General features: G+C 44.7%; 31 protein-coding genes. All 31 read right to left on the reverse strand.

The genetic code is table 11. The annotated features are described in order from the left end of the window. Positions 1-37 precede the first annotated feature (37 nt). Complete coding sequence (locus C0J08_RS21160) at positions 38-1042, reverse strand: DNA-directed RNA polymerase subunit alpha (RefSeq protein WP_212653852.1); 1005 nt, start codon at positions 1040-1042, stop codon at positions 38-40. Positions 1043-1075: 33 nt separating this feature from the next. Then, the gene (rpsD, locus tag C0J08_RS21165; RefSeq protein ID WP_212653853.1) at positions 1076-1696 is read right to left on the reverse strand and encodes a 30S ribosomal protein S4; all 621 of its coding nucleotides are present in this window, start codon (positions 1694-1696) and stop codon (positions 1076-1078) included. A gap of 16 nt (positions 1697-1712) precedes the next feature. Beyond that, the gene (rpsK, locus tag C0J08_RS21170; protein ID WP_012071913.1) at positions 1713-2105 is read right to left on the reverse strand and encodes a 30S ribosomal protein S11; all 393 of its coding nucleotides are present in this window, start codon (positions 2103-2105) and stop codon (positions 1713-1715) included. A gap of 65 nt (positions 2106-2170) precedes the next feature. Beyond that, positions 2171-2527, reverse strand: coding sequence for a 30S ribosomal protein S13 (gene rpsM, locus C0J08_RS21175; protein WP_212653854.1), 357 nt, complete (start codon positions 2525-2527; stop codon positions 2171-2173). 127 nt (positions 2528-2654) lie between these two features. Further along, positions 2655-2768, reverse strand: a complete 114-nt coding sequence (gene rpmJ, locus C0J08_RS21180) for a 50S ribosomal protein L36 (protein ID WP_110577380.1) — start codon at positions 2766-2768, stop codon at positions 2655-2657. Positions 2769-2787: 19 nt separating this feature from the next. After that, on the reverse strand, positions 2788-4119 hold the full coding sequence (secY, locus tag C0J08_RS21185; RefSeq protein ID WP_114412697.1) for a preprotein translocase subunit SecY: 1332 nt from the start codon (positions 4117-4119) through the stop codon (positions 2788-2790). After that, complete coding sequence (gene rplO / locus C0J08_RS21190; protein ID WP_111608640.1) at positions 4120-4554, reverse strand: 50S ribosomal protein L15; 435 nt, start codon at positions 4552-4554, stop codon at positions 4120-4122. Between the two features lies 1 nt (position 4555). Further along, positions 4556-4741, reverse strand: a complete 186-nt coding sequence (gene rpmD / locus C0J08_RS21195) for a 50S ribosomal protein L30 (protein WP_012071918.1) — start codon at positions 4739-4741, stop codon at positions 4556-4558. Between the two features lie 6 nt (positions 4742-4747). Then, positions 4748-5248 carry a 30S ribosomal protein S5 gene (gene rpsE / locus C0J08_RS21200; RefSeq protein ID WP_110577377.1) on the reverse strand — a complete coding sequence of 167 codons (501 nt, stop codon included), beginning with the start codon at positions 5246-5248 and terminating at the stop codon, positions 4748-4750. 10 nt (positions 5249-5258) lie between these two features. Then, entirely contained in the window at positions 5259-5609 is a 351-nt protein-coding gene (gene rplR, locus C0J08_RS21205; RefSeq protein ID WP_110577376.1) for a 50S ribosomal protein L18, read from the reverse strand. A gap of 10 nt (positions 5610-5619) precedes the next feature. Continuing rightward, positions 5620-6153, reverse strand: coding sequence for a 50S ribosomal protein L6 (gene rplF, locus C0J08_RS21210; protein ID WP_012071921.1), 534 nt, complete (start codon positions 6151-6153; stop codon positions 5620-5622). An 8-nt stretch (positions 6154-6161) separates the two neighbouring features. Further along, positions 6162-6554 (reverse strand): 30S ribosomal protein S8, encoded by a 393-nt coding sequence (gene rpsH / locus C0J08_RS21215; protein ID WP_123096695.1) that lies wholly within the window; start codon positions 6552-6554, stop codon positions 6162-6164. Positions 6555-6683: 129 nt separating this feature from the next. Further along, positions 6684-6989: a 30S ribosomal protein S14 gene (gene rpsN, locus C0J08_RS21220; protein ID WP_212653855.1), complete on the reverse strand. Its 306-nt coding sequence runs from the start codon at positions 6987-6989 to the stop codon at positions 6684-6686. Between the two features lie 12 nt (positions 6990-7001). Further along, positions 7002-7541 (reverse strand): 50S ribosomal protein L5, encoded by a 540-nt coding sequence (gene rplE, locus C0J08_RS21225; RefSeq protein WP_212653856.1) that lies wholly within the window; start codon positions 7539-7541, stop codon positions 7002-7004. Positions 7542-7558: 17 nt separating this feature from the next. Beyond that, positions 7559-7876 (reverse strand): 50S ribosomal protein L24, encoded by a 318-nt coding sequence (rplX, locus tag C0J08_RS21230; protein WP_212653857.1) that lies wholly within the window; start codon positions 7874-7876, stop codon positions 7559-7561. A gap of 17 nt (positions 7877-7893) precedes the next feature. After that, positions 7894-8262: a 50S ribosomal protein L14 gene (rplN, locus tag C0J08_RS21235; RefSeq protein WP_067020125.1), complete on the reverse strand. Its 369-nt coding sequence runs from the start codon at positions 8260-8262 to the stop codon at positions 7894-7896. Between the two features lie 51 nt (positions 8263-8313). Next, on the reverse strand, positions 8314-8574 hold the full coding sequence (rpsQ, locus tag C0J08_RS21240; RefSeq protein WP_013797833.1) for a 30S ribosomal protein S17: 261 nt from the start codon (positions 8572-8574) through the stop codon (positions 8314-8316). A gap of 1 nt (position 8575) precedes the next feature. Next, positions 8576-8767, reverse strand: coding sequence for a 50S ribosomal protein L29 (rpmC, locus tag C0J08_RS21245; RefSeq protein ID WP_110577370.1), 192 nt, complete (start codon positions 8765-8767; stop codon positions 8576-8578). After that, positions 8768-9181, reverse strand: coding sequence for a 50S ribosomal protein L16 (gene rplP, locus C0J08_RS21250; protein ID WP_212653858.1), 414 nt, complete (start codon positions 9179-9181; stop codon positions 8768-8770). It abuts the gene before it with no gap. Positions 9182-9191: 10 nt separating this feature from the next. Then, positions 9192-9872 carry a 30S ribosomal protein S3 gene (gene rpsC, locus C0J08_RS21255; protein ID WP_212653859.1) on the reverse strand — a complete coding sequence of 227 codons (681 nt, stop codon included), beginning with the start codon at positions 9870-9872 and terminating at the stop codon, positions 9192-9194. 14 nt (positions 9873-9886) lie between these two features. Further along, positions 9887-10219 carry a 50S ribosomal protein L22 gene (gene rplV, locus C0J08_RS21260; RefSeq protein WP_110577367.1) on the reverse strand — a complete coding sequence of 111 codons (333 nt, stop codon included), beginning with the start codon at positions 10217-10219 and terminating at the stop codon, positions 9887-9889. A gap of 14 nt (positions 10220-10233) precedes the next feature. After that, positions 10234-10509, reverse strand: a complete 276-nt coding sequence (gene rpsS, locus C0J08_RS21265; protein WP_012071932.1) for a 30S ribosomal protein S19 — start codon at positions 10507-10509, stop codon at positions 10234-10236. A 15-nt stretch (positions 10510-10524) separates the two neighbouring features. Next, positions 10525-11349: a 50S ribosomal protein L2 gene (rplB, locus tag C0J08_RS21270; protein WP_212653860.1), complete on the reverse strand. Its 825-nt coding sequence runs from the start codon at positions 11347-11349 to the stop codon at positions 10525-10527. A 14-nt stretch (positions 11350-11363) separates the two neighbouring features. Beyond that, a complete protein-coding gene (rplW, locus tag C0J08_RS21275) occupies positions 11364-11660 on the reverse strand; it encodes a 50S ribosomal protein L23 (RefSeq protein ID WP_211536690.1) in 297 nt (98 codons plus the stop codon). Further along, the gene (gene rplD / locus C0J08_RS21280; protein WP_212653861.1) at positions 11657-12262 is read right to left on the reverse strand and encodes a 50S ribosomal protein L4; all 606 of its coding nucleotides are present in this window, start codon (positions 12260-12262) and stop codon (positions 11657-11659) included. Before rplD ends, rplW begins: the two co-directional genes overlap by 4 nt. Before the next feature lie 12 nt (positions 12263-12274). Continuing rightward, positions 12275-12913, reverse strand: a complete 639-nt coding sequence (rplC, locus tag C0J08_RS21285; protein ID WP_212653862.1) for a 50S ribosomal protein L3 — start codon at positions 12911-12913, stop codon at positions 12275-12277. A gap of 130 nt (positions 12914-13043) precedes the next feature. Next, entirely contained in the window at positions 13044-13355 is a 312-nt protein-coding gene (rpsJ, locus tag C0J08_RS21290; RefSeq protein WP_012071937.1) for a 30S ribosomal protein S10, read from the reverse strand. 207 nt (positions 13356-13562) lie between these two features. After that, complete coding sequence (gene tuf, locus C0J08_RS21295; RefSeq protein WP_212653863.1) at positions 13563-14786, reverse strand: elongation factor Tu; 1224 nt, start codon at positions 14784-14786, stop codon at positions 13563-13565. A 35-nt stretch (positions 14787-14821) separates the two neighbouring features. Beyond that, positions 14822-16915, reverse strand: coding sequence for an elongation factor G (gene fusA / locus C0J08_RS21300; RefSeq protein WP_212653864.1), 2094 nt, complete (start codon positions 16913-16915; stop codon positions 14822-14824). Between the two features lie 21 nt (positions 16916-16936). Then, complete coding sequence (gene rpsG, locus C0J08_RS21305) at positions 16937-17410, reverse strand: 30S ribosomal protein S7 (protein WP_212653865.1); 474 nt, start codon at positions 17408-17410, stop codon at positions 16937-16939. 99 nt (positions 17411-17509) lie between these two features. Then, positions 17510-17881 (reverse strand): 30S ribosomal protein S12, encoded by a 372-nt coding sequence (gene rpsL, locus C0J08_RS21310; RefSeq protein WP_013659444.1) that lies wholly within the window; start codon positions 17879-17881, stop codon positions 17510-17512. Between the last annotated feature and the right edge of the window lie 83 nt (positions 17882-17964).

Consider the following 17964-nt stretch of genomic DNA (forward strand, 5'->3'; position numbering starts at 1 on the left):
ATTCCTTACCAAACTACGGTGGTCAGGGAACAATGACCTAGCGAGCTAGAACTTTGCTATCGTCTTTCAAACTAGCCGGTGGCCAATTCTCTAAACGCATTCCCAAAGACAAACCACGCTGTGCTAAAACATCTTTGATTTCAGTTAACGACTTCTTACCTAGGTTAGGCGTCTTCAGAAGCTCAACCTCAGTACGTTGAATCAAATCACCGATGTAATAAATGTTCTCTGCTTTTAAACAGTTAGCACTGCGAACGGTCAATTCAAGATCATCAACCGGGCGTAGCAAAATTGGATCAATCTCATCCTCTTCTTCCACAACAGGTGCTTCGCTCTCGCTTTCAAGGGCGACGAACACTGCAATTTGCTGTTGTAGGATAGTCGCTGCTCGACGAATTGCTTCTTCAGGGTCAATTGTACCGTTAGATTCGATATCTAAAACTAACTTATCTAAATCAGTACGCTGCTCTACACGAGCATTATCAACACTGTATGCAACACGGCGAACAGGGCTGAATGAGGCATCCAGCTGCAAGCGACCAATTGGACGAGTCTCATCGTCGCCAGCAACACGAGCATCAGCAGGCTCATAACCACGGCCACGTGCGACTTTGATTTGCATATTTAGTTCAGCAGTATCATCTAAGTGCGCAATAATATGATCCGGGTTAGCGATCTCTGCATCAGCAACTAACTGAATATCACCAGCTGTTACGATGCCAGGACCCTTTTTACTTAAAGTAAGGGTTGCTTCATCTTGCCCGTGTAGAGCGATCGCAACTCCTTTCAGGTTAAGAAGAATTTCAATTACATCTTCTTTCACCCCTTCGATTGCGCTGTATTCGTGTAATACACCGTCGATTTCGACTTCAACAATCGCACAACCTGGCATTGAAGATAAAAGAATACGACGCAAAGCATTACCTAAAGTATGACCAAAACCACGCTCAAGTGGTTGCAGTGTTACTTTAGCTCGTGTTTTGCCAAGTTCTTGAACTTCAATGTTGCGTGGGGTTAACAATTCGCTCACTGAACGCTGCATAGATCCACCTATTTCTTAATCCCAATCACCGACTTACTTAGAGTAAAGTTCGACAATTAGGTTCTCATTAATTTCAGCTGATAAATCGGCACGCTCTGGAACAGCTTTGTAAGTTGCTTCCAGCTTAGTTGAATCAACTTCGATCCAATGGATCGGTGCACGACTTTTAGATAGCTCTAGTGCGCTTTGTACACGCAATTGCTTCTTAGCTTTTTCACGGATAGATACAACATCTCCAGCTTTTACTTGGTAAGATGGAATATTAACCGTAGCGCCATTTACTAGAATGCCTTTATGGCCTACTAACTGACGAGCTTCCGCACGTGTAGAACCAAAACCTGCGCGATATACAACGTTGTCTAAACGTGATTCCAAAAGTTGCAGAAGGTTTTCACCTGTTGCACCTTTAAGACGAGCGGCAGATTTGTAGTAATTACGGAATTGTTTTTCAAGAACACCGTACATACGACGTACTTTTTGTTTCTCACGTAATTGTAAGCCGTAATCAGAAAGACGACCGCGACGTGCACCGTGCACACCAGGGACTGTCTCTGCTTTACATTTCGACTCAAGAGCGCGTGAACCGCTCTTCAATTGCAAGTCGGTACCTTCACGACGAGACAACTTACAAGTTGGACCTATATAACGAGCCATGTATCTGTCTCCTCAATTAAACGCGACGTTTCTTAGGTGGACGACAACCATTGTGTGGTATTGGCGTCACATCTGTGATGTTATTGATACGCAAGCCCAATGCATTCAAAGCACGAACTGCGGACTCACGACCAGGACCAGGGCCCTTGATCATTACGTCAACGTTTTTAAGGCCGAACTCTTGTGCGACAGTACCGGCACGTTCCGCAGCTACTTGAGCAGCGAAAGGAGTACTTTTACGAGAACCGCGAAAACCAGAACCACCGGCTGTAGCCCAAGACAAAGCATTGCCTTGGCGGTCAGTGATAGTCACGATCGTGTTATTAAATGACGCGTGTACATGAGCAACACCGTCGACGACCGTCTTTTTGACTTTTTTCTTGGTGTTGCGCGTAGCTGGCTTAGCCATATTGCACTTTCCTATTTAATGCTCAGCTCTAGCAAACTTAGTGGCTAGAGCGAAACGCGTTTAAATTACTTACGAATAGGTTTACGAGGACCTTTTCGTGTACGAGCGTTCGTTTTGGTACGTTGACCACGAACAGGTAGGCTGCGGCGATGACGAATCCCGCGATTACAACCTAGGTCCATCAAACGTTTGATAGACATACTGACTTCACGACGCAAGTCACCCTCTACAGTATACTTACCAACTTCACCACGAAGTTCATCAAGGACATCATCACTTAATGAACCGATTTTCGCAGTTTCTGCAACACCTGTAGCAGCGCAGATAGCGCGTGAACGAGTGCGACCAATTCCGAAGATGTAAGTCAGAGAAATGACCGCATGTTTATTGTCAGGAATATTGACACCGGCTATACGAGCCATTCACTTTACTCCGTTGTTATTGACGATTAGATTTTAATCATCACTTTACTTTCATGAGGGCGGCTGATTATGCCTATCTTTAGGACATAAATCAACCACCCTTTCCTATCATCGAGCGAAGTCGCAATTAACCTTGACGCTGTTTGTGACGAGGCTCAATGCAAATCACTCGAACTGAACCGTTACGGCGAACGATTTTACAGTTACGACAGATTTTCTTTACAGATGCACGTACTTTCATGTTCAACTCCAACCAACGCTTAGCGCATTAGGCCATTCGGACCATAACCAGTCAGATTAGACTTCTTCATTAATGATTCGTATTGCTGACTCATCAAATGACTTTGCACTTGCGACATAAAGTCCATGACAACGACCACTACGATTAACATAGAAGTACCGCCAAAGTAGAATGGAACATTCCACGCAACAACAAAGAATTGAGGCATCAGAGACACTAAAGTGATGTATAAAGCACCAAATAATGTCAAACGAGTCATTACACCATCAATATATCGAGCTGTATGATCACCAGGACGAATACCCGGCAAGAAAGCACCGGATTTTTTCAAGTTATCTGCTACATCTTTAGGATTAAACACTAGCGCCGTGTAGAAAAAGCAAAAGAAAACGATTGCGATCGCAAACAACAACACATAAAGCGGTTGTCCAGGAGCTAGAGCCAAAGAGATATTTTGCAACCATTCCATTCCCTCTCCTTGACCGAACCATTGGCCGATAGAGGCAGGAAACAAAAGGATACTTGAAGCAAATATAGGCGGAATTACACCTGCCATATTAACTTTAAGTGGCAAATGACTCTTTTGTGCAGCAAACACTTTTTTGCCCTGTTGTCGCTTAGCATAATTAACCGTAATACGACGCTGCCCACGTTCAATAAAAACAACGAACGCAATAGTCGCAATAGCTAATATACCAATTAATAACAGAGCTAAAATATTAATATCACCTTGACGAGCCGACTCAAATGAGCGACCTAAAGCAGATGGAAGGCCAGCAACAATACCAGCAAAGATCAGAATGGAAATACCATTACCGATACCTTTTTCAGTAACTTGCTCACCCAACCACATCAAGAAAACAGTACCAGCAACAAGGGTAACAACAGCAACAGCATAGAACTCTATACCACTACTGAAAGAGATACCTTGACTCGCCAAACCGACTGCCATACTAGCAGACTGAACTAAGGCAAGAAGAACAGTACCGTAACGAGTGTATTGAGTAATCTTACGACGACCCGCTTCACCCTCTTTCTTCAACTGCTCTAGCTGCGGACTCACAACCGTCAATAACTGCATGATAATAGAGGCAGAAATATAGGGCAAAATCCCAAGCGCAAAAATACTCATGCGCTCAAGCGCGCCCCCTGAGAATACGTTAAATAAACTCAGAATAGTGCCTTCATTTTGATCAAACAAAGCAGACAATCTGTCAGGATTTATGCCTGGAACAGGAATGTGTGCACCGATTCGGTATACAATAATTGCTAGAAACACAAAACGAATACGAGACCAAAGCTCGCTTAATCCGTTCTGCATACCAGCAGGTAGTGAGCCACGCTTTGCCATTTATTCCTCGACTTTTCCGCCAGCTGCTTCAATAGCGGCACGAGCACCTTTAGTCACTTTAAGACCACGAACAGTAACAGCTTTGTCGATTGAACCTGACAAGATTACACGTGCAGTTTTAATTTGATGACCTAGAATGTCGGCGCCTTTAAGAGCAGCCAAATCTACAACTTCAGCATTTACAGCAGCAAGCTCGTTTAAACGAACCTCAGCAACATACTTTGCCTGACGTGAAGTAAAACCGAATTTTGGCAGACGACGCTGCAAAGGCATTTGACCGCCTTCAAAACCAGGTTTTACTGAACCACCAGAGCGAGACTTAAGACCTTTATGGCCACGTCCGCCGGTTTTGCCCAAGCCGCTACCAATGCCGCGACCAACACGTTTAGGAGCATGTTTGCTACCTTCGCCAGGACGAAGTGTATTTAAGAACATGTTATTCTCCTACCACTTTAACCATATAATAAACTTTATTAACCATACCACGTACAGAAGGAGTATCTTCCAACTCACGTGTTTGGCCAACTTTACGCAAACCCAAGCCTTTAACAGTTTCACGGTGCTTTGGAAGACGACCGATCGGGCTGCGGGTTAGTTGAACTGTGATGGTATTATTCGCCATGACACATTACCCCAAAATTTGATCGACTGACTTACCGCGTTTAGCCGCGATTTGTTCAGGTGCTTTCATATCCTGCAAACCTTTAATTGTAGCGCGAACTACGTTTACTGGGTTTGTAGAACCGTAACATTTAGCCAAAACGTTGTGCACGCCAGCGATTTCAAGAACCGCACGCATTGCACCACCGGCGATGATACCGGTACCTTGAGACGCAGGCTGCATGTAAACTTTAGACGCGCCATGGTTAGCTTTAACAGGATACTGAAGAGTATCGCCATCTAGCTTAACAGAAACCATATTACGACGAGCTTGTTCCATTGCTTTTTGAATCGCTTGAGGAACTTCGCGTGCTTTACCACGACCAAAGCCAACTTTACCATTACCATCACCAACGACTGTCAAAGCAGTGAAAGAGAAGATACGACCACCCTTCACAACTTTAGCAACGCGGTTTACTTGAACTAGCTTCTCTTGGAGGTCGCTAGTTTGTTGATCATTAACTGCCATTTGCTACCCCTTAGAACTCTAGACCGGCTTCACGTGCAGCGTCAGCAAGAACTTGAACGCGGCCATGGTATTTGAAGCCAGAACGGTCGAAAGCGACCGAAGTGACACCTGCTTCTTTAGCGCGTGCAGCAATTAAAGTACCGACTTCTTTAGCCGCTGCTTTATTGCCTGTCGCTGTGCCACGAAGAGCTTCTTCAAGGGTGGAAGCACTAGCTAGTACTTTACTACCACAAGGAGAAATCACTTGAGCATACATATGGCGTGGTGTGCGATGTACAGTAAGACGATTCGCACCTAAGTCACGAATATGCAAACGAGCACGACGTGCACGACGAATTCGAGATTGTTTTTTAGTGTTCATGAATGCCTACCTACTTCTTCTTAGCTTCTTTACGACGAATTACTTCGTCAGAATAGCGAACACCTTTGCCTTTGTATGGCTCTGGTGGACGGAAACCGCGAACTTCTGCAGCAACTTGACCAACGGCTTGTTTATCAATACCGCGAATCACAATTTCTGTTTGAGAAGCACATTCAGCTGTTACGCCTTCAGGTAATTCGTAATCTACTGGATGAGAAAAACCCAGAGACAGGTTAAGCACATTGCCTTTAAGCGCAGCACGGTAACCAACACCTTGAAGAAACAAACGTTTCTCAAAACCCTGACTAACACCAACGACCATGTTGTTAACCAAAGCACGAGTTGTACCAGCTAAGGCACGGCTTTGCTTAGCACCGTCGCGCGCAGCGAAGGTGATAACATTTTCTTCTTTAGACACTTGTACGCTTGTGTGAATATTAAACTCTAAAGAACCTTTACCGCCTTTTACAACAACAGTTTGGCCATTTAGAGTCAAATCTACACCACTAGGAAGCGTCACGGGACTATTAGCAACTCGAGACATACTAACTCCTAGAATACTGTGCAGATTACTTCGCCACCGATACCAGCAGCGCGAGCTGCACGGTCTGTCATCACACCTTTAGAGGTTGAGATGATTGCAACACCAAGGCCTGCTTCTACTTTAGGTAATGCAGTAGTTCCTTTGTATTGACGCAAACTTGGACGAGATGCGCGTTTAATTTGTTCGATAACTGGCTTACCTTCGTAGTATTTCAACTCGATAGTAAGCGTCGGTTTAACTGCGTCATCCACGGAAAAGTCACCAACGTAACCTTCTTCGCGTAAAACAGCAGCAATTGATGACTTCATTTTTGATGAAGGCATGCTCACAGAGGTCTTTGCAGCCATCTGTGCATTACGAATACGAGTGAACATATCCGCAAGGGTATCTTGCATACTCATTTAAGAGCTCCTAATTTAAAAACCATTGTGCAGCAAATAGAGCTCGCGCATAGTACACAGCAGCGAGCAGAATGTCTAGCATTTAGACACTCCACTCACTGCCATGTATTATGATCGCGCTCTACTTGCTTACCAACTAGCTTTCTTCAAGCCTGGTACGTCACCACGCATTGCCGCTTCACGCAGCTTAATGCGAGACAGACCGAAACGACGATAAACACCGTGTGGACGACCTGTGATTTGGCAACGATTACGCTGACGAGAAGAAGATGAATCGCGTGGAAGCGCTTGCAATTTAAGCGTCGCTTCCCACTTTTCATCGTCCGATGCATTAACGTCGCTAATGATCGCTTTTAGAGCAGCACGCTTTTCAGCATACTTTGCTACTAATTTGGTACGTTTTGCTTCGCGCTGAATCATTGATATTTTAGCCATGATTCCTACCTCTTATTTCTTGAAAGGGAAACTAAAGGCGGCTAACAAAGCACGACCTTCTTCGTCGGTACGAGCAGTCGTAGTAATGGTAATATCCATACCACGTACACGATCTACTTTATCGTACTCGATTTCAGGGAAGATGATTTGCTCTTTAACACCCATACTGTAATTACCACGACCATCGAAAGACTTTGGATTAAGTCCACGAAAGTCACGAATACGAGGAATAGCAACATCAACCAAACGGTCAAAGAAATCCCACATACGCTCGCCACGTAGAGTCACTTTACAACCGATCGGATAACCGTCACGGATTTTAAAGCCTGCTACAGATTTACGAGCCTTAGTTACAACAACTTTTTGGCCGCTAAGTGCTTCAAGATCATTTACCGCATGTTCAAGAAGTTTCTTGTCTGCGATAGCTTCACCAACACCCATATTTAATGTGATTTTAGTGATTTTCGGCACTTCCATCACGTTTTTGTAACTAAACTCTTCTGTAAGTTTTGCTACAACTTGATCTTTATAAACTTGCTTAAGTCTCGCCATGGCTATAATTCTCGCTCTTAGGCGTCGATCGCTTCACTATTTGATTTAAAGATTCGTACTTTTGTACCATCTTCGTTCAATTTAAAGCCGACGCGATCCGCTTTACCTGTAGCACTGTTAAAAATGGCTACATTGGAAACCTGAATAGGTGCTTCTTGTTCAACGATACCACCAGTTGACCCCTTCATAGGGTTTGGCTTCTCATGTTTCTTAACAGTATTAATGCCAGAAACTAGAACACGATTTTCGTCTACTACCTTAACAACCTTACCGCGCTTACCTTTGTCTTTACCAGCAATCACGATAACTTCGTCGTTACGTTTGATCTTACGCATAATGTCCCCTCTCCCTCTTACAGCACTTCAGGTGCAAGAGAAACAATTTTCATGAATTGCTCAGTACGCAACTCACGTGTTACAGGGCCAAAGATACGAGTACCAATAGGCTGTCCTGAAGCATTCAATAGAACCGCTGAGTTTACATCAAAACGAATCACTGAACCATCAGAACGACGAACACCTTTCTTAGTTCTAACGACTACAGCGTTTAGAACCTGCCCTTTTTTAACACGACCACGAGGGATCGCTTCTTTCACTGTGACCTTAATAATGTCACCGATAGCAGCATAACGACGATGTGAGCCACCCAGTACTTTAATACACTGAACACGCTTTGCGCCGCTGTTATCTGCAACATCAAGCATCGATTCCGTTTGAATCATTACTGCTCTCCAATCAAATTAGATAACAAGTCTCACGAAGGAAGGAGCAGCTTATACAGCTGCTGCTTTCTCAACAACTTGAACCAGATTCCAAGTCTTAGACTTAGAGTAAGGGCGTGTTTCAACGACCTTAACTGTATCACCGATCTGGCACTCATTATTTTCATCATGAGCGTGTAGTTTAGTTGAACGACGTACAAACTTACCGTATAGAGGGTGTTTTTCTGTACGCTCAACTAGTACTGTGATGGTTTTATCCATCTTGTCGCTTACTACCTTACCAGTAGCTGTACGCGCTTTTGTTTCTGCCATCTTAGTTACCTGCCTTATCGTTTAGCACGGTTTTAACACGTGCGATATTGCGGCGAACTTGCGAGAGCAAATGAGTTTGCGCTAACTGACCTGTGGCTTTCTGCATACGCAGAGTAAATTGCTCACGTAGCAGTTCAATCAAGGTCGCTTGTAGCTCAGCTACAGACTTTTCTTGCAGTTCTTTTGCTTTCATCTACATCACCGTACGCGTTACGAAAGTTGTGGACAGAGGAAGCTTAGCAGCAGCTAGCGAAAATGCTTCGCGTGCTAGCTGTTCTGAAACGCCCTCAACTTCATAAAGCATTTTTCCAGGTTGAATCTGAGCAACCCAGTATTCTACGCTACCCTTACCTTTACCCTGACGAACCTCAAGAGGCTTCTGAGTAATCGGCTTATCAGGGAATACACGAATCCAGATTTTACCACCACGTTTAATGTGACGAGTCATAGCTCGACGCGCCGCTTCAATTTGACGTGCAGTAAGACGACCACGTTCAGTGGACTTCAATCCAAATTCACCAAAGCTAACTTGGTTTCCGCGAAGAGCAAGACCGCGGTTACGGCCTTTCTGCATCTTACGGAACTTAGTACGTTTCGGTTGTAACATGACTTACCCCCTACTTAGACTTCTTCTTTTGTGCGCCTTTATCAGCACGCACTTGTTCAATACCGCCCAAGATTTCGCCTTTGAAGATCCACACTTTGACACCGATAATGCCGTAAGTTGTAGCTGCTTCATAAGTAGCGTAGTCAATGTCAGCGCGTAGAGTGTGTAGAGGCACACGGCCTTCACGGTACCACTCAGCACGTGCAATTTCTGCACCGCCTAAACGACCACTTACCTGAACCTTGATACCTTTCGCGCCTGCACGCATAGCATTTTGTACTGCGCGCTTCATAGCACGACGGAACATAACACGACGCTCAAGTTGGCTAGCAATATTCTGCGCAACCAATTTCGCATCCATTTCAGGCTTACGAATTTCTTCGATGTTGATGTGAACAGGTACGCCCATCATCTCAGAAACTGCATTTCGTAGTTTCTCAACATCTTCACCTTTTTTACCAATCACAATACCCGGACGAGCAGTGTGAATTGTAATACGGGCTGTTTGAGCAGGACGCTGAATCTCGATACGAGAAACAGAAGCCTGAACCAATTTTTTCTCCAAGAACTTACGAACCTGAAGATCATTTAATAATAGCTTAGAGTAGTTTTGATTATTCGCATACCAAGTAGAAGTATGATCTTTAACTATCCCTAGGCGTATACCAGTTGGATGAACCTTCTGACCCATTGGGTTTCTCCTAATTAGTCAGCGACTTTAACTGTAATATGGCAACCGCGTTTTAGAATACGGTCAGCACGGCCTTTGGCACGTGGCATAATACGTTTCAGAGTCATAGCCTCATCAACGTAAGCCGTAGACACTCGCAAGTCATCTACATCAGCACCTTCGTTATGCTCAGCGTTAGCAATAGCAGACTCCAGTACTTTCTTGACAATTACTGCCGCCTTTTTAGGACTGAACGTTAAAATGTTCAGTGCTTCGCTAACAGATTTGCCGCGGATTTGATCTACAACCAAACGGGCCTTCTGCGCTGAGAGGCGAGCACCCTTCAATGAAGCGCTTACTTCACTCATGTTAATACCCCTTATTACCGTTTGGCTTTCTTGTCCGCAGCATGACCACGATATGTACGGGTCGGAGCGAACTCACCCAATTTATGACCGACCATATCTTCAGTTACTAGAACTGGAACATGCTGGCGACCATTATGGACAGCGATAGTCAACCCTACAAAATCAGGGAAGATAGTAGAACGGCGTGACCAAGTTTTAATTGGACGACGATCATTTTTCTCTACCGCAGCCTCTACCTTTTTCAACAAATGAAGGTCGATAAAAGGACCTTTTTTTAGTGAACGTGGCACAGTCGTTTCCTCTTATTACTTAGTACGGCGACGTACAATAAGTTTATCAGTACGCTTGTTGCTGCGCGTTTTGTAACCTTTAGTAGGCACACCCCATGGTGTAACTGGGTGACGACCACCTTTGCTACGACCTTCACCACCACCATGTGGGTGATCAACTGGGTTCATCGCCGCACCGCGAACGGTAGGACGAACACCACGCCAACGCGTAGCACCAGCTTTACCAAGAACTCGTAAGCTATGCTCAGAGTTTGATACTTCACCTAAAGTAGCGCGACATTCTGTCAATACTTTACGCATTTCACCTGAACGTAGGCGAAGGGTAACGTAACGACCTTCACGAGCAACTAGCTGAGCAGAAGCACCAGCGGAACGTGCAACTTGTGCACCTTTACCTGGCTTAAGCTCGACACAGTGTACGGTACTACCAACTGGGATATTTTGCAGAGGCAAAGTATTACCCGCTTTGATAGGCGCATCTGCACCACTAAAAACAACATTGCCAGCGACCATACCTTTGGAAGCGATAATGTAACGACGCTCACCATCAGCATATTTAATCAATGCAATATTTGCAGAACGGTTTGGATCATATTCCAAACGCTCAACTACCGCTGGAATCCCATCTTTATTGCGACGGAAATCAACCATACGGTAATGCTGCTTATGACCACCACCTACGTGACGCGTAGTGATGCGTCCGTTATTGTTACGTCCACCTGATTTGCTTTTTTTGTCTAGCAAAGGTGCATATGGTGCGCCTTTGTGCAAATCGTTGTTGGTAACTTTAACAACGTGACGACGGCCTGCAGACGTTGGCTTACTTTTAACAACAGCCATTGACCTATCTCCCCTTATTCAGCGACCATGAAATCAATGTCTTGGCCTTCTGCCAAACGAACGTACGCTTTTTTCACGTCATTACGCTTGCCTAGACCACGAACTGTGCGCTTTGTTTTACCTTTTTGGTTCAACGTACGAACAGACTCAACTTTGACTTCAAAAAGCGCTTCGATAGCTTGTTTGATTTCAGGTTTCGTTGCATCACCAGTTACACGAAAAACATACTGACCGTTGCCTTCAGCTACGATCGTTGCTTTTTCGGAAATGTGTGGACCCAACAGAACTTTATAAATACGTTCGCCGATCATGCTAGTGCCTCCTCAACTTGTTTCAGAGCACCAACTGTCACCAACACTTTGTCGTAAGCAATCAAGCTAACAGGGTCGATAGACGCTGCATCACGTACATCTACGTTAGGAATGTTGCGAGCCGCTAAGAATAAATTGTCATCCAACTGATCGGAAACAATCAAAGCGTTCTCAATATTCAATTCTGTCATTTTTGCTATAAAGAGCTTAGTTTTTGGAGCTTCCAATTTAAGATCTTCAACAACAACAAGACGGTCTTGACGTACAAGCTCAGACCAGATGGTGCGCATTGCTGCACGGTACATCTTCTTGTTCACTTTCTGAGAGTGATCTTGTGGCTTGGCAGCGAAAGTCACACCACCGGAGCGCCATAAAGGGCTACGGATAGTACCTGCGCGTGCACGACCAGAACCTTTCTGTTTCCAAGGTTTGCGTCCACCACCTGCTACTTCAGAGCGTGTTTTCTGTGCACGTGAGCCTTGACGAGCGCCAGCCAAGTAAGATGTAACTACTTGGTGAACCAACGCTTCGTTGTATTCACGAGCAAAGGCTACATCAGAAACTTCTACCGTTCCTTCCGCGCCTGTTAGATTCAAGTTCATTGTCTACCCCTCTTAGCGAGCTTTAACAGCTGATTGAAGAATAACATCACCATTAACTGCACCAGGTACGGCACCTTTCACTAGGATAAGGTTACGCTCTGTGTCTACACGAACCACTTCTAGTGATTGAGTAGTTACTTGTGCAGCACCCATATGGCCAGCCATCTTCTTGCCTTTCCAAACACGACCAGGTGTTTGACATTGGCCGATAGAACCAGGTGCACGGTGAGACAATGAGTTACCATGTGTAGCATCTTGCGTGCGGAAATTATGACGCTTGATGGCACCTTGAAACCCTTTACCCTTTGATTGACCAGTTACATCAACCATTTGGATAGATTCGAAATCAGCAACAGTTAGCTCATCACCAACATTGATTTCTTTTTCATCACCAGAAAGGCGGAACTCCCACAAACCACGGCCTGCTTCAACATTCGCTTTTGCATAATGACCCGCAGCAGCTTTGTTAACGCGGCTCGAACGGCGAGAACCAACAGTGACTTGAACAGCTTGATAGCCATCAGTTTCTGCTGTTTTCACCTGAGTAACGCGGTTCGGTTCAACCTCGATGACGGTTACTGGCACGGATACACCATCTTCATTAAAGATGCGCGTCATTCCGGCTTTGCGTCCGACTAATTGAATAGTCATTTTTTACCTCATTTGCCAGTTGTGTATGGGGCTATCACCCGCTACGGCTGACCATTCCAGATCATTCCACTATTGTGCATAAGCCGACTGATAACCAGCCGGTTCTCGCACCCCAAACTTTGAACTAACATTAGCCCAAAGAAATTTGTACTTCCACGCCTGCCGCAAGGTCTAGCTTCATTAGAGCATCAACCGTTTTTTCAGTTGGCTCAACGATATCTAGAACACGTTTGTGTGTACGAATTTCATACTGATCACGCGCATCTTTGTTTACGTGTGGAGAAATCAATACTGTATAACGCTCTTTGCGAGTAGGAAGTGGAATCGGTCCACGCACTTGCGCACCTGTACGTTTCGCTGTGTCCACAATTTCTTGTGTTGAAGCATCAATCAGACGATGATCAAATGCTTTCAGACGAATACGGATTTTTTGGCTTTGCATTTCCAACTCCAAATACAATGTTTTGATGACTTAACTGTACATTTATTAAGCCACAATCCTTTTTTAAGGACGGCGAATATTAGCCATTCAAAAACTGGTTGTCAAGTAACCAACCCCCCGAACAGACAAATAAACCTCTAAATAAAAAGGCCATCCGTTAGCGGATGGCCTTTTCGTCAAATCATAATAAATAAATTTGATTATTTATTATTTAATGATTTTAGCTACAACACCAGCACCAACTGTACGACCACCTTCACGAATCGCAAAACGTAGACCTTCGTCCATTGCGATTGGGTGAATTAGAGTAACAGTCATTTGAATGTTATCACCAGGCATAACCATTTCAACACCATCTGGCAACTCACAAGCACCAGTTACGTCAGTTGTACGGAAATAGAACTGTGGACGGTAGCCTTTGAAGAAAGGTGTATGACGACCACCTTCATCTTTACCTAACACATATACTTCAGCAGTAAATTCTGTGTGAGGAGTGATAGAACCAGGCTTAGCCAAAACTTGACCACGCTGAACATCATCACGCTTAGTACCACGAAGAAGGATACCACAGTTCTCACCAGCACGACCTTCGTCTAGAAGCTTGCGGAACATCTCAACGCCAGTACAAGTTGTTTTAGTAGTATCTTTGATACCAACAATCTCAACTTCTTCACCAACTTTAACAATGCCGCGCTCAACACGACCTGTTACAACTGTACCACGACCTTGGATAGAGAATACGTCCTCGATAGGCATAATGAATGCACCATCGATAGCACGCTCTGGCTCAGGAATGTATGCATCTAGAGTTTCAACTAGTTTCTTAACTGCAGTTGTACCCATTTCATTGTCGTCTTCGCCGTTCAATGCCATCAAAGCAGAACCTGGGATGATTGGAGTGTCATCACCTGGGAAGTCGTATTCAGAAAGAAGGTCACGCAATTCCATTTCAACCAACTCTAGCATTTCAGCGTATTCTTCAGAATCCGCACCGCCACAGTCTTCAGCCAACAAATCAGATTTGTTTAGGAATACTACGATGTAAGGTACACCTACTTGACGAGAAAGAAGGATGTGCTCACGAGTCTGAGGCATAGGACCATCAGTCGCACCACAAACAAGAATCGCACCATCCATTTGAGCAGCACCAGTGATCATGTTTTTAACATAATCGGCGTGTCCAGGACAGTCTACGTGTGCGTAGTGACGAGTTGGAGAATCGTACTCTACGTGAGAAGTAGAGATAGTGATACCACGCTCACGCTCTTCAGGAGCATTATCGATACCGTCAAAAGCAACAGCTGTACCGCCGAATACTTCTGCACATACACGAGTCAATGCTGCAGTTAGCGTTGTTTTACCATGGTCAACGTGACCGATTGTGCCAACGTTAACGTGCGGTTTATTACGTTCGAATTTACTCTTTGCCATGATACATACACCTTAAGAATTAGTAAGTATGATGATTAATCTTCATTTTTGATGATCGCGTCTGCCACACTAGCCGGTGCTTCAGCGTATTTCTCAAACTCCATTGCATAACTTGCACGACCTTGCGACAAGCTACGCACGTCAGTTGCATATCCGAACATTTCCCCTAAAGGAACTTCAGCACGAATAATCTTCCCTGACGGGGAATCGTCCATCCCCTGAACAAGACCACGACGACGATTCAGGTCACCCATCACATCACCCATGTATTCTTCAGGAGTTACAACTTCCACTTTCATTACAGGTTCAAGAACACAAGGATCAGCATCTACCGCTCCTTTTCTTAGCCCCTGAGAAGCTGCAATTTTAAAGGCCATTTCGTTAGAGTCAACATCATGGAAGGATCCATCGAACAATACAACCTTGATACCCAGCAATGGATAACCAGCGATTACACCGTTCTTCATTTGCTCTGAAACACCCTTTTCTACTGCAGGGATGTATTCTTTAGGAATAGCACCACCAACAATCTCGTTAACAAACTCAAGCCCATCTTTATCAGTTGGGATCAACTTCATTACGACGTGACCGTATTGACCACGACCACCGGATTGACGCACAAATTTGTGATTAACCACCACTTCTTTGCGAATTTTCTCCCGATAAGAAACTTGAGGCTTACCAATGTTGGCCTCCACCTTAAACTCGCGACGCATTCGGTCAACAAGGATATCAAGGTGCAGCTCCCCCATACCGGAAATAATTGTTTGACCTGTCTCTTCGTGTGTCTCCACTCGAAAAGAGGGATCTTCTTGCGCCAGTTTACCTAGCGCAACAGCCATTTTATCCTGATCAGCTTGAGACTTAGGCTCAACTGCTACAGATATGACAGGCTCAGGAAACTCCATACGCTCGAGAACAACAACATCCTTCATATCGCATAGTGTATCGCCCGTAGTTACAAACTTCATACCTACGACAGCAGCGATATCACCCGCCAATACTTCTTTTATCTCTTCGCGGTTATTTGCATGCATTTGCACCATACGACCAATACGCTCACGCTTCTGTTTAACAGAGTTGTAAACCGCATCACCGGAACGCAACACACCAGAATAAACACGAATAAATGTTAATGTGCCAACAAATGGGTCTGTTGCAATCTTAAATGCCAATGACGCGAACGGGTCGTCATCATTAGCTTCGCGAGTTACAACCGTCTCACCATCCTCAAGCGTACCTTCAATCGCCTTTACTTCCAGCGGTGAAGGTAAATATTCAACAACAGCATCCAAAACAGCCTGAACGCCTTTATTTTTAAAGGCAGACCCACACATAACCAACACAACTTCGTTAGCTAATGTACGAATCCTCAAACCGCTTTTAATATCATCAACAGATAATTCACCTTCTTCAAGGTACTTATCCATCAACTCATCACTTGCTTCAGCTGCCGCCTCAACCATGTGCTCACGCCACTTTTGTGCCTCGTCAAGAAGGCCAGCCGGAATGTCCTCTAGTGTAAAAGTCATTCCGTGGTCTTCTTCATTCCACACAATCGTCTTCATCAATACCAAATCAATGACGCCTTTAAAATCTTCTTCAGCACCAACATTAATTTGAATCGGAACAGCATTCGCTCCCAGACGTGTTTTTAATTGACGTACAACAGAAAAGAAATCTGCTCCTGTACGGTCCATCTTATTGACGAAAACCATACGAGGAACTTCATATTTATTTGCTTGACGCCACACTGTCTCTGTTTGAGGCTGCACACCCGAAGAACCACAAAGCACAACAACAGCACCATCCAAGACACGCAAAGATCGCTCTACCTCAATGGTAAAGTCCACGTGCCCAGGCGTGTCAATTATATTGACACGATGCTCTTCAAACTGCTTATTCATTCCACTCCAGAAGCATGTTGTTGCTGCTGAAGTTATTGTGATACCACGTTCTTGTTCCTGTTCCATCCAATCCATTGTTGCAGCGCCATCATGCACTTCACCAATTTTATGAGACAGACCAGTGTAAAAAAGAACGCGTTCAGTTGTCGTCGTTTTACCTGCATCAACATGCGCACAAATACCGATATTACGGTAGCGGTTGATAGGGGTTTTACGTGCCACTGTGTATCCTTCTCTGGATGATTAGAAACGGTAGTGAGAGAATGCTTTGTTCGCTTCTGCCATACGGTGAACGTCTTCACGTTTCTTAACAGCAGAACCTTTGTTTTCAGCAGCATCTAAGATTTCGCCAGCCAAACGCAAAGCCATGGATTTTTCACCACGCTTACGAGAAGCATCAACCAACCAACGCATAGATAAAGCTGCGCGGCGAGCTGGACGAACTTCTACAGGAACTTGGTAAGTAGCACCACCAACACGGCGAGATTTAACCTCAACCATTGGCTGGATAGACTCTAGTGCTTTTTCGAAGATAGCCATAGGCTCTTCAGTCTTAGCACGTGCTGCAATAGTATCAAGAGCATCATAAACAATGCTTTCTGCAACAGATTTCTTACCACTAACCATTACATGGTTAATGAATTTAGCGAGAATCTGGCTTCCGTGTTTAGGATCCGGAAGGATCTCACGCTTAGCGACGACGCGTCTTCTAGGCATTGCAATATCCTCTTCAGGTTCGCCCGAGACAATTAAATTATTGCTCGGCCTTACTGTATTAAAAAATTATGTCTAAACGATGAATTAAGCAGCCTTAGCTTACTTAGGACGTTTAGTACCGTATTTAGAACGGCCTTGCTTACGATTTTGTACGCCAGAAGTATCCAAGCTACCACGAACTGTGTGATAACGAACACCTGGAAGGTCTTTTACACGACCGCCACGAATCAGCACAACGCTGTGTTCTTGTAGGTTGTGACCTTCACCACCGATGTAGGAAGTAACTTCGAAGCCGTTAGTCAAGCGAACACGACATACTTTACGCAAAGCCGAGTTAGGCTTTTTAGGTGTAGTAGTATATACGCGAGTGCAGACACCGCGGCGTTGCGGACAAGCTTGTAACGCAGGAACGTCACTCTTTGCCACTTTACGTTTACGTGGTTTACGAACCAACTGGTTAACGGTTGCCATTAGACAAGCTCCACAAATCCAATTCTCATGGCGGAAATCGCCAAAATTAAGGAGGCGCAAGTTTAATTTGCGCCTATAAAACA

The organism is Marinomonas sp. CT5 (assembly GCF_018336975.1).
Classification (GTDB): domain Bacteria; phylum Pseudomonadota; class Gammaproteobacteria; order Pseudomonadales; family Marinomonadaceae; genus Marinomonas.

What these genes read in the sequence shown, in the direction of transcription:
- rplW (WP_211536690.1), bottom strand. Translation starts at nt 11,660, where the DNA reads ATGATCGGCGAACGTATTTATAAAGTTCTGTTGGGTCCACACATTTCC.
- rpsG (WP_212653865.1), bottom strand. Translation starts at nt 17,410, where the DNA reads ATGCCTAGAAGACGCGTCGTCGCTAAGCGTGAGATCCTTCCGGATCCT.
- rpsH (WP_123096695.1), bottom strand. Translation starts at nt 6,554, where the DNA reads ATGAGTATGCAAGATACCCTTGCGGATATGTTCACTCGTATTCGTAAT.
- rpmD (WP_012071918.1), bottom strand. Translation starts at nt 4,741, where the DNA reads ATGGCGAATAATACCATCACAGTTCAACTAACCCGCAGCCCGATCGGT.
- rpsJ (WP_012071937.1), bottom strand. Translation starts at nt 13,355, where the DNA reads ATGCAAAGCCAAAAAATCCGTATTCGTCTGAAAGCATTTGATCATCGT.
- rplE (WP_212653856.1), bottom strand. Translation starts at nt 7,541, where the DNA reads ATGGCGAGACTTAAGCAAGTTTATAAAGATCAAGTTGTAGCAAAACTT.
- rpsC (WP_212653859.1), bottom strand. Translation starts at nt 9,872, where the DNA reads ATGGGTCAGAAGGTTCATCCAACTGGTATACGCCTAGGGATAGTTAAA.
- secY (WP_114412697.1), bottom strand. Translation starts at nt 4,119, where the DNA reads ATGGCAAAGCGTGGCTCACTACCTGCTGGTATGCAGAACGGATTAAGC.
- tuf (WP_212653863.1), bottom strand. Translation starts at nt 14,786, where the DNA reads ATGGCAAAGAGTAAATTCGAACGTAATAAACCGCACGTTAACGTTGGC.
- rplX (WP_212653857.1), bottom strand. Translation starts at nt 7,876, where the DNA reads ATGCGTAAGATCAAACGTAACGACGAAGTTATCGTGATTGCTGGTAAA.
- rpsK (WP_012071913.1), bottom strand. Translation starts at nt 2,105, where the DNA reads ATGGCTAAGCCAGCTACGCGCAACACCAAGAAAAAAGTCAAAAAGACG.
- rplC (WP_212653862.1), bottom strand. Translation starts at nt 12,913, where the DNA reads ATGACTATTCAATTAGTCGGACGCAAAGCCGGAATGACGCGCATCTTT.
- rplF (WP_012071921.1), bottom strand. Translation starts at nt 6,153, where the DNA reads ATGTCTCGAGTTGCTAATAGTCCCGTGACGCTTCCTAGTGGTGTAGAT.
- C0J08_RS21160 (WP_212653852.1), bottom strand. Translation starts at nt 1,042, where the DNA reads ATGCAGCGTTCAGTGAGCGAATTGTTAACCCCACGCAACATTGAAGTT.
- rpsL (WP_013659444.1), bottom strand. Translation starts at nt 17,881, where the DNA reads ATGGCAACCGTTAACCAGTTGGTTCGTAAACCACGTAAACGTAAAGTG.
- rplP (WP_212653858.1), bottom strand. Translation starts at nt 9,181, where the DNA reads ATGTTACAACCGAAACGTACTAAGTTCCGTAAGATGCAGAAAGGCCGT.
- rpsN (WP_212653855.1), bottom strand. Translation starts at nt 6,989, where the DNA reads ATGGCTAAAATATCAATGATTCAGCGCGAAGCAAAACGTACCAAATTA.
- rpsM (WP_212653854.1), bottom strand. Translation starts at nt 2,527, where the DNA reads ATGGCTCGTATAGCCGGTGTCAATATTCCTGACAATAAACATGCGGTC.
- rpmJ (WP_110577380.1), bottom strand. Translation starts at nt 2,768, where the DNA reads ATGAAAGTACGTGCATCTGTAAAGAAAATCTGTCGTAACTGTAAAATC.
- rpsE (WP_110577377.1), bottom strand. Translation starts at nt 5,248, where the DNA reads ATGGCAGTTAATGATCAACAAACTAGCGACCTCCAAGAGAAGCTAGTT.
- rpmC (WP_110577370.1), bottom strand. Translation starts at nt 8,767, where the DNA reads ATGAAAGCAAAAGAACTGCAAGAAAAGTCTGTAGCTGAGCTACAAGCG.
- rplN (WP_067020125.1), bottom strand. Translation starts at nt 8,262, where the DNA reads ATGATTCAAACGGAATCGATGCTTGATGTTGCAGATAACAGCGGCGCA.
- rplR (WP_110577376.1), bottom strand. Translation starts at nt 5,609, where the DNA reads ATGAACACTAAAAAACAATCTCGAATTCGTCGTGCACGTCGTGCTCGT.
- rpsQ (WP_013797833.1), bottom strand. Translation starts at nt 8,574, where the DNA reads ATGGCAGAAACAAAAGCGCGTACAGCTACTGGTAAGGTAGTAAGCGAC.
- rplO (WP_111608640.1), bottom strand. Translation starts at nt 4,554, where the DNA reads ATGTTCTTAAATACACTTCGTCCTGGCGAAGGTAGCAAACATGCTCCT.
- rplV (WP_110577367.1), bottom strand. Translation starts at nt 10,219, where the DNA reads ATGAGTGAAGTAAGCGCTTCATTGAAGGGTGCTCGCCTCTCAGCGCAG.
- rplD (WP_212653861.1), bottom strand. Translation starts at nt 12,262, where the DNA reads ATGAACTTGAATCTAACAGGCGCGGAAGGAACGGTAGAAGTTTCTGAT.
- rplB (WP_212653860.1), bottom strand. Translation starts at nt 11,349, where the DNA reads ATGGCTGTTGTTAAAAGTAAGCCAACGTCTGCAGGCCGTCGTCACGTT.
- rpsD (WP_212653853.1), bottom strand. Translation starts at nt 1,696, where the DNA reads ATGGCTCGTTATATAGGTCCAACTTGTAAGTTGTCTCGTCGTGAAGGT.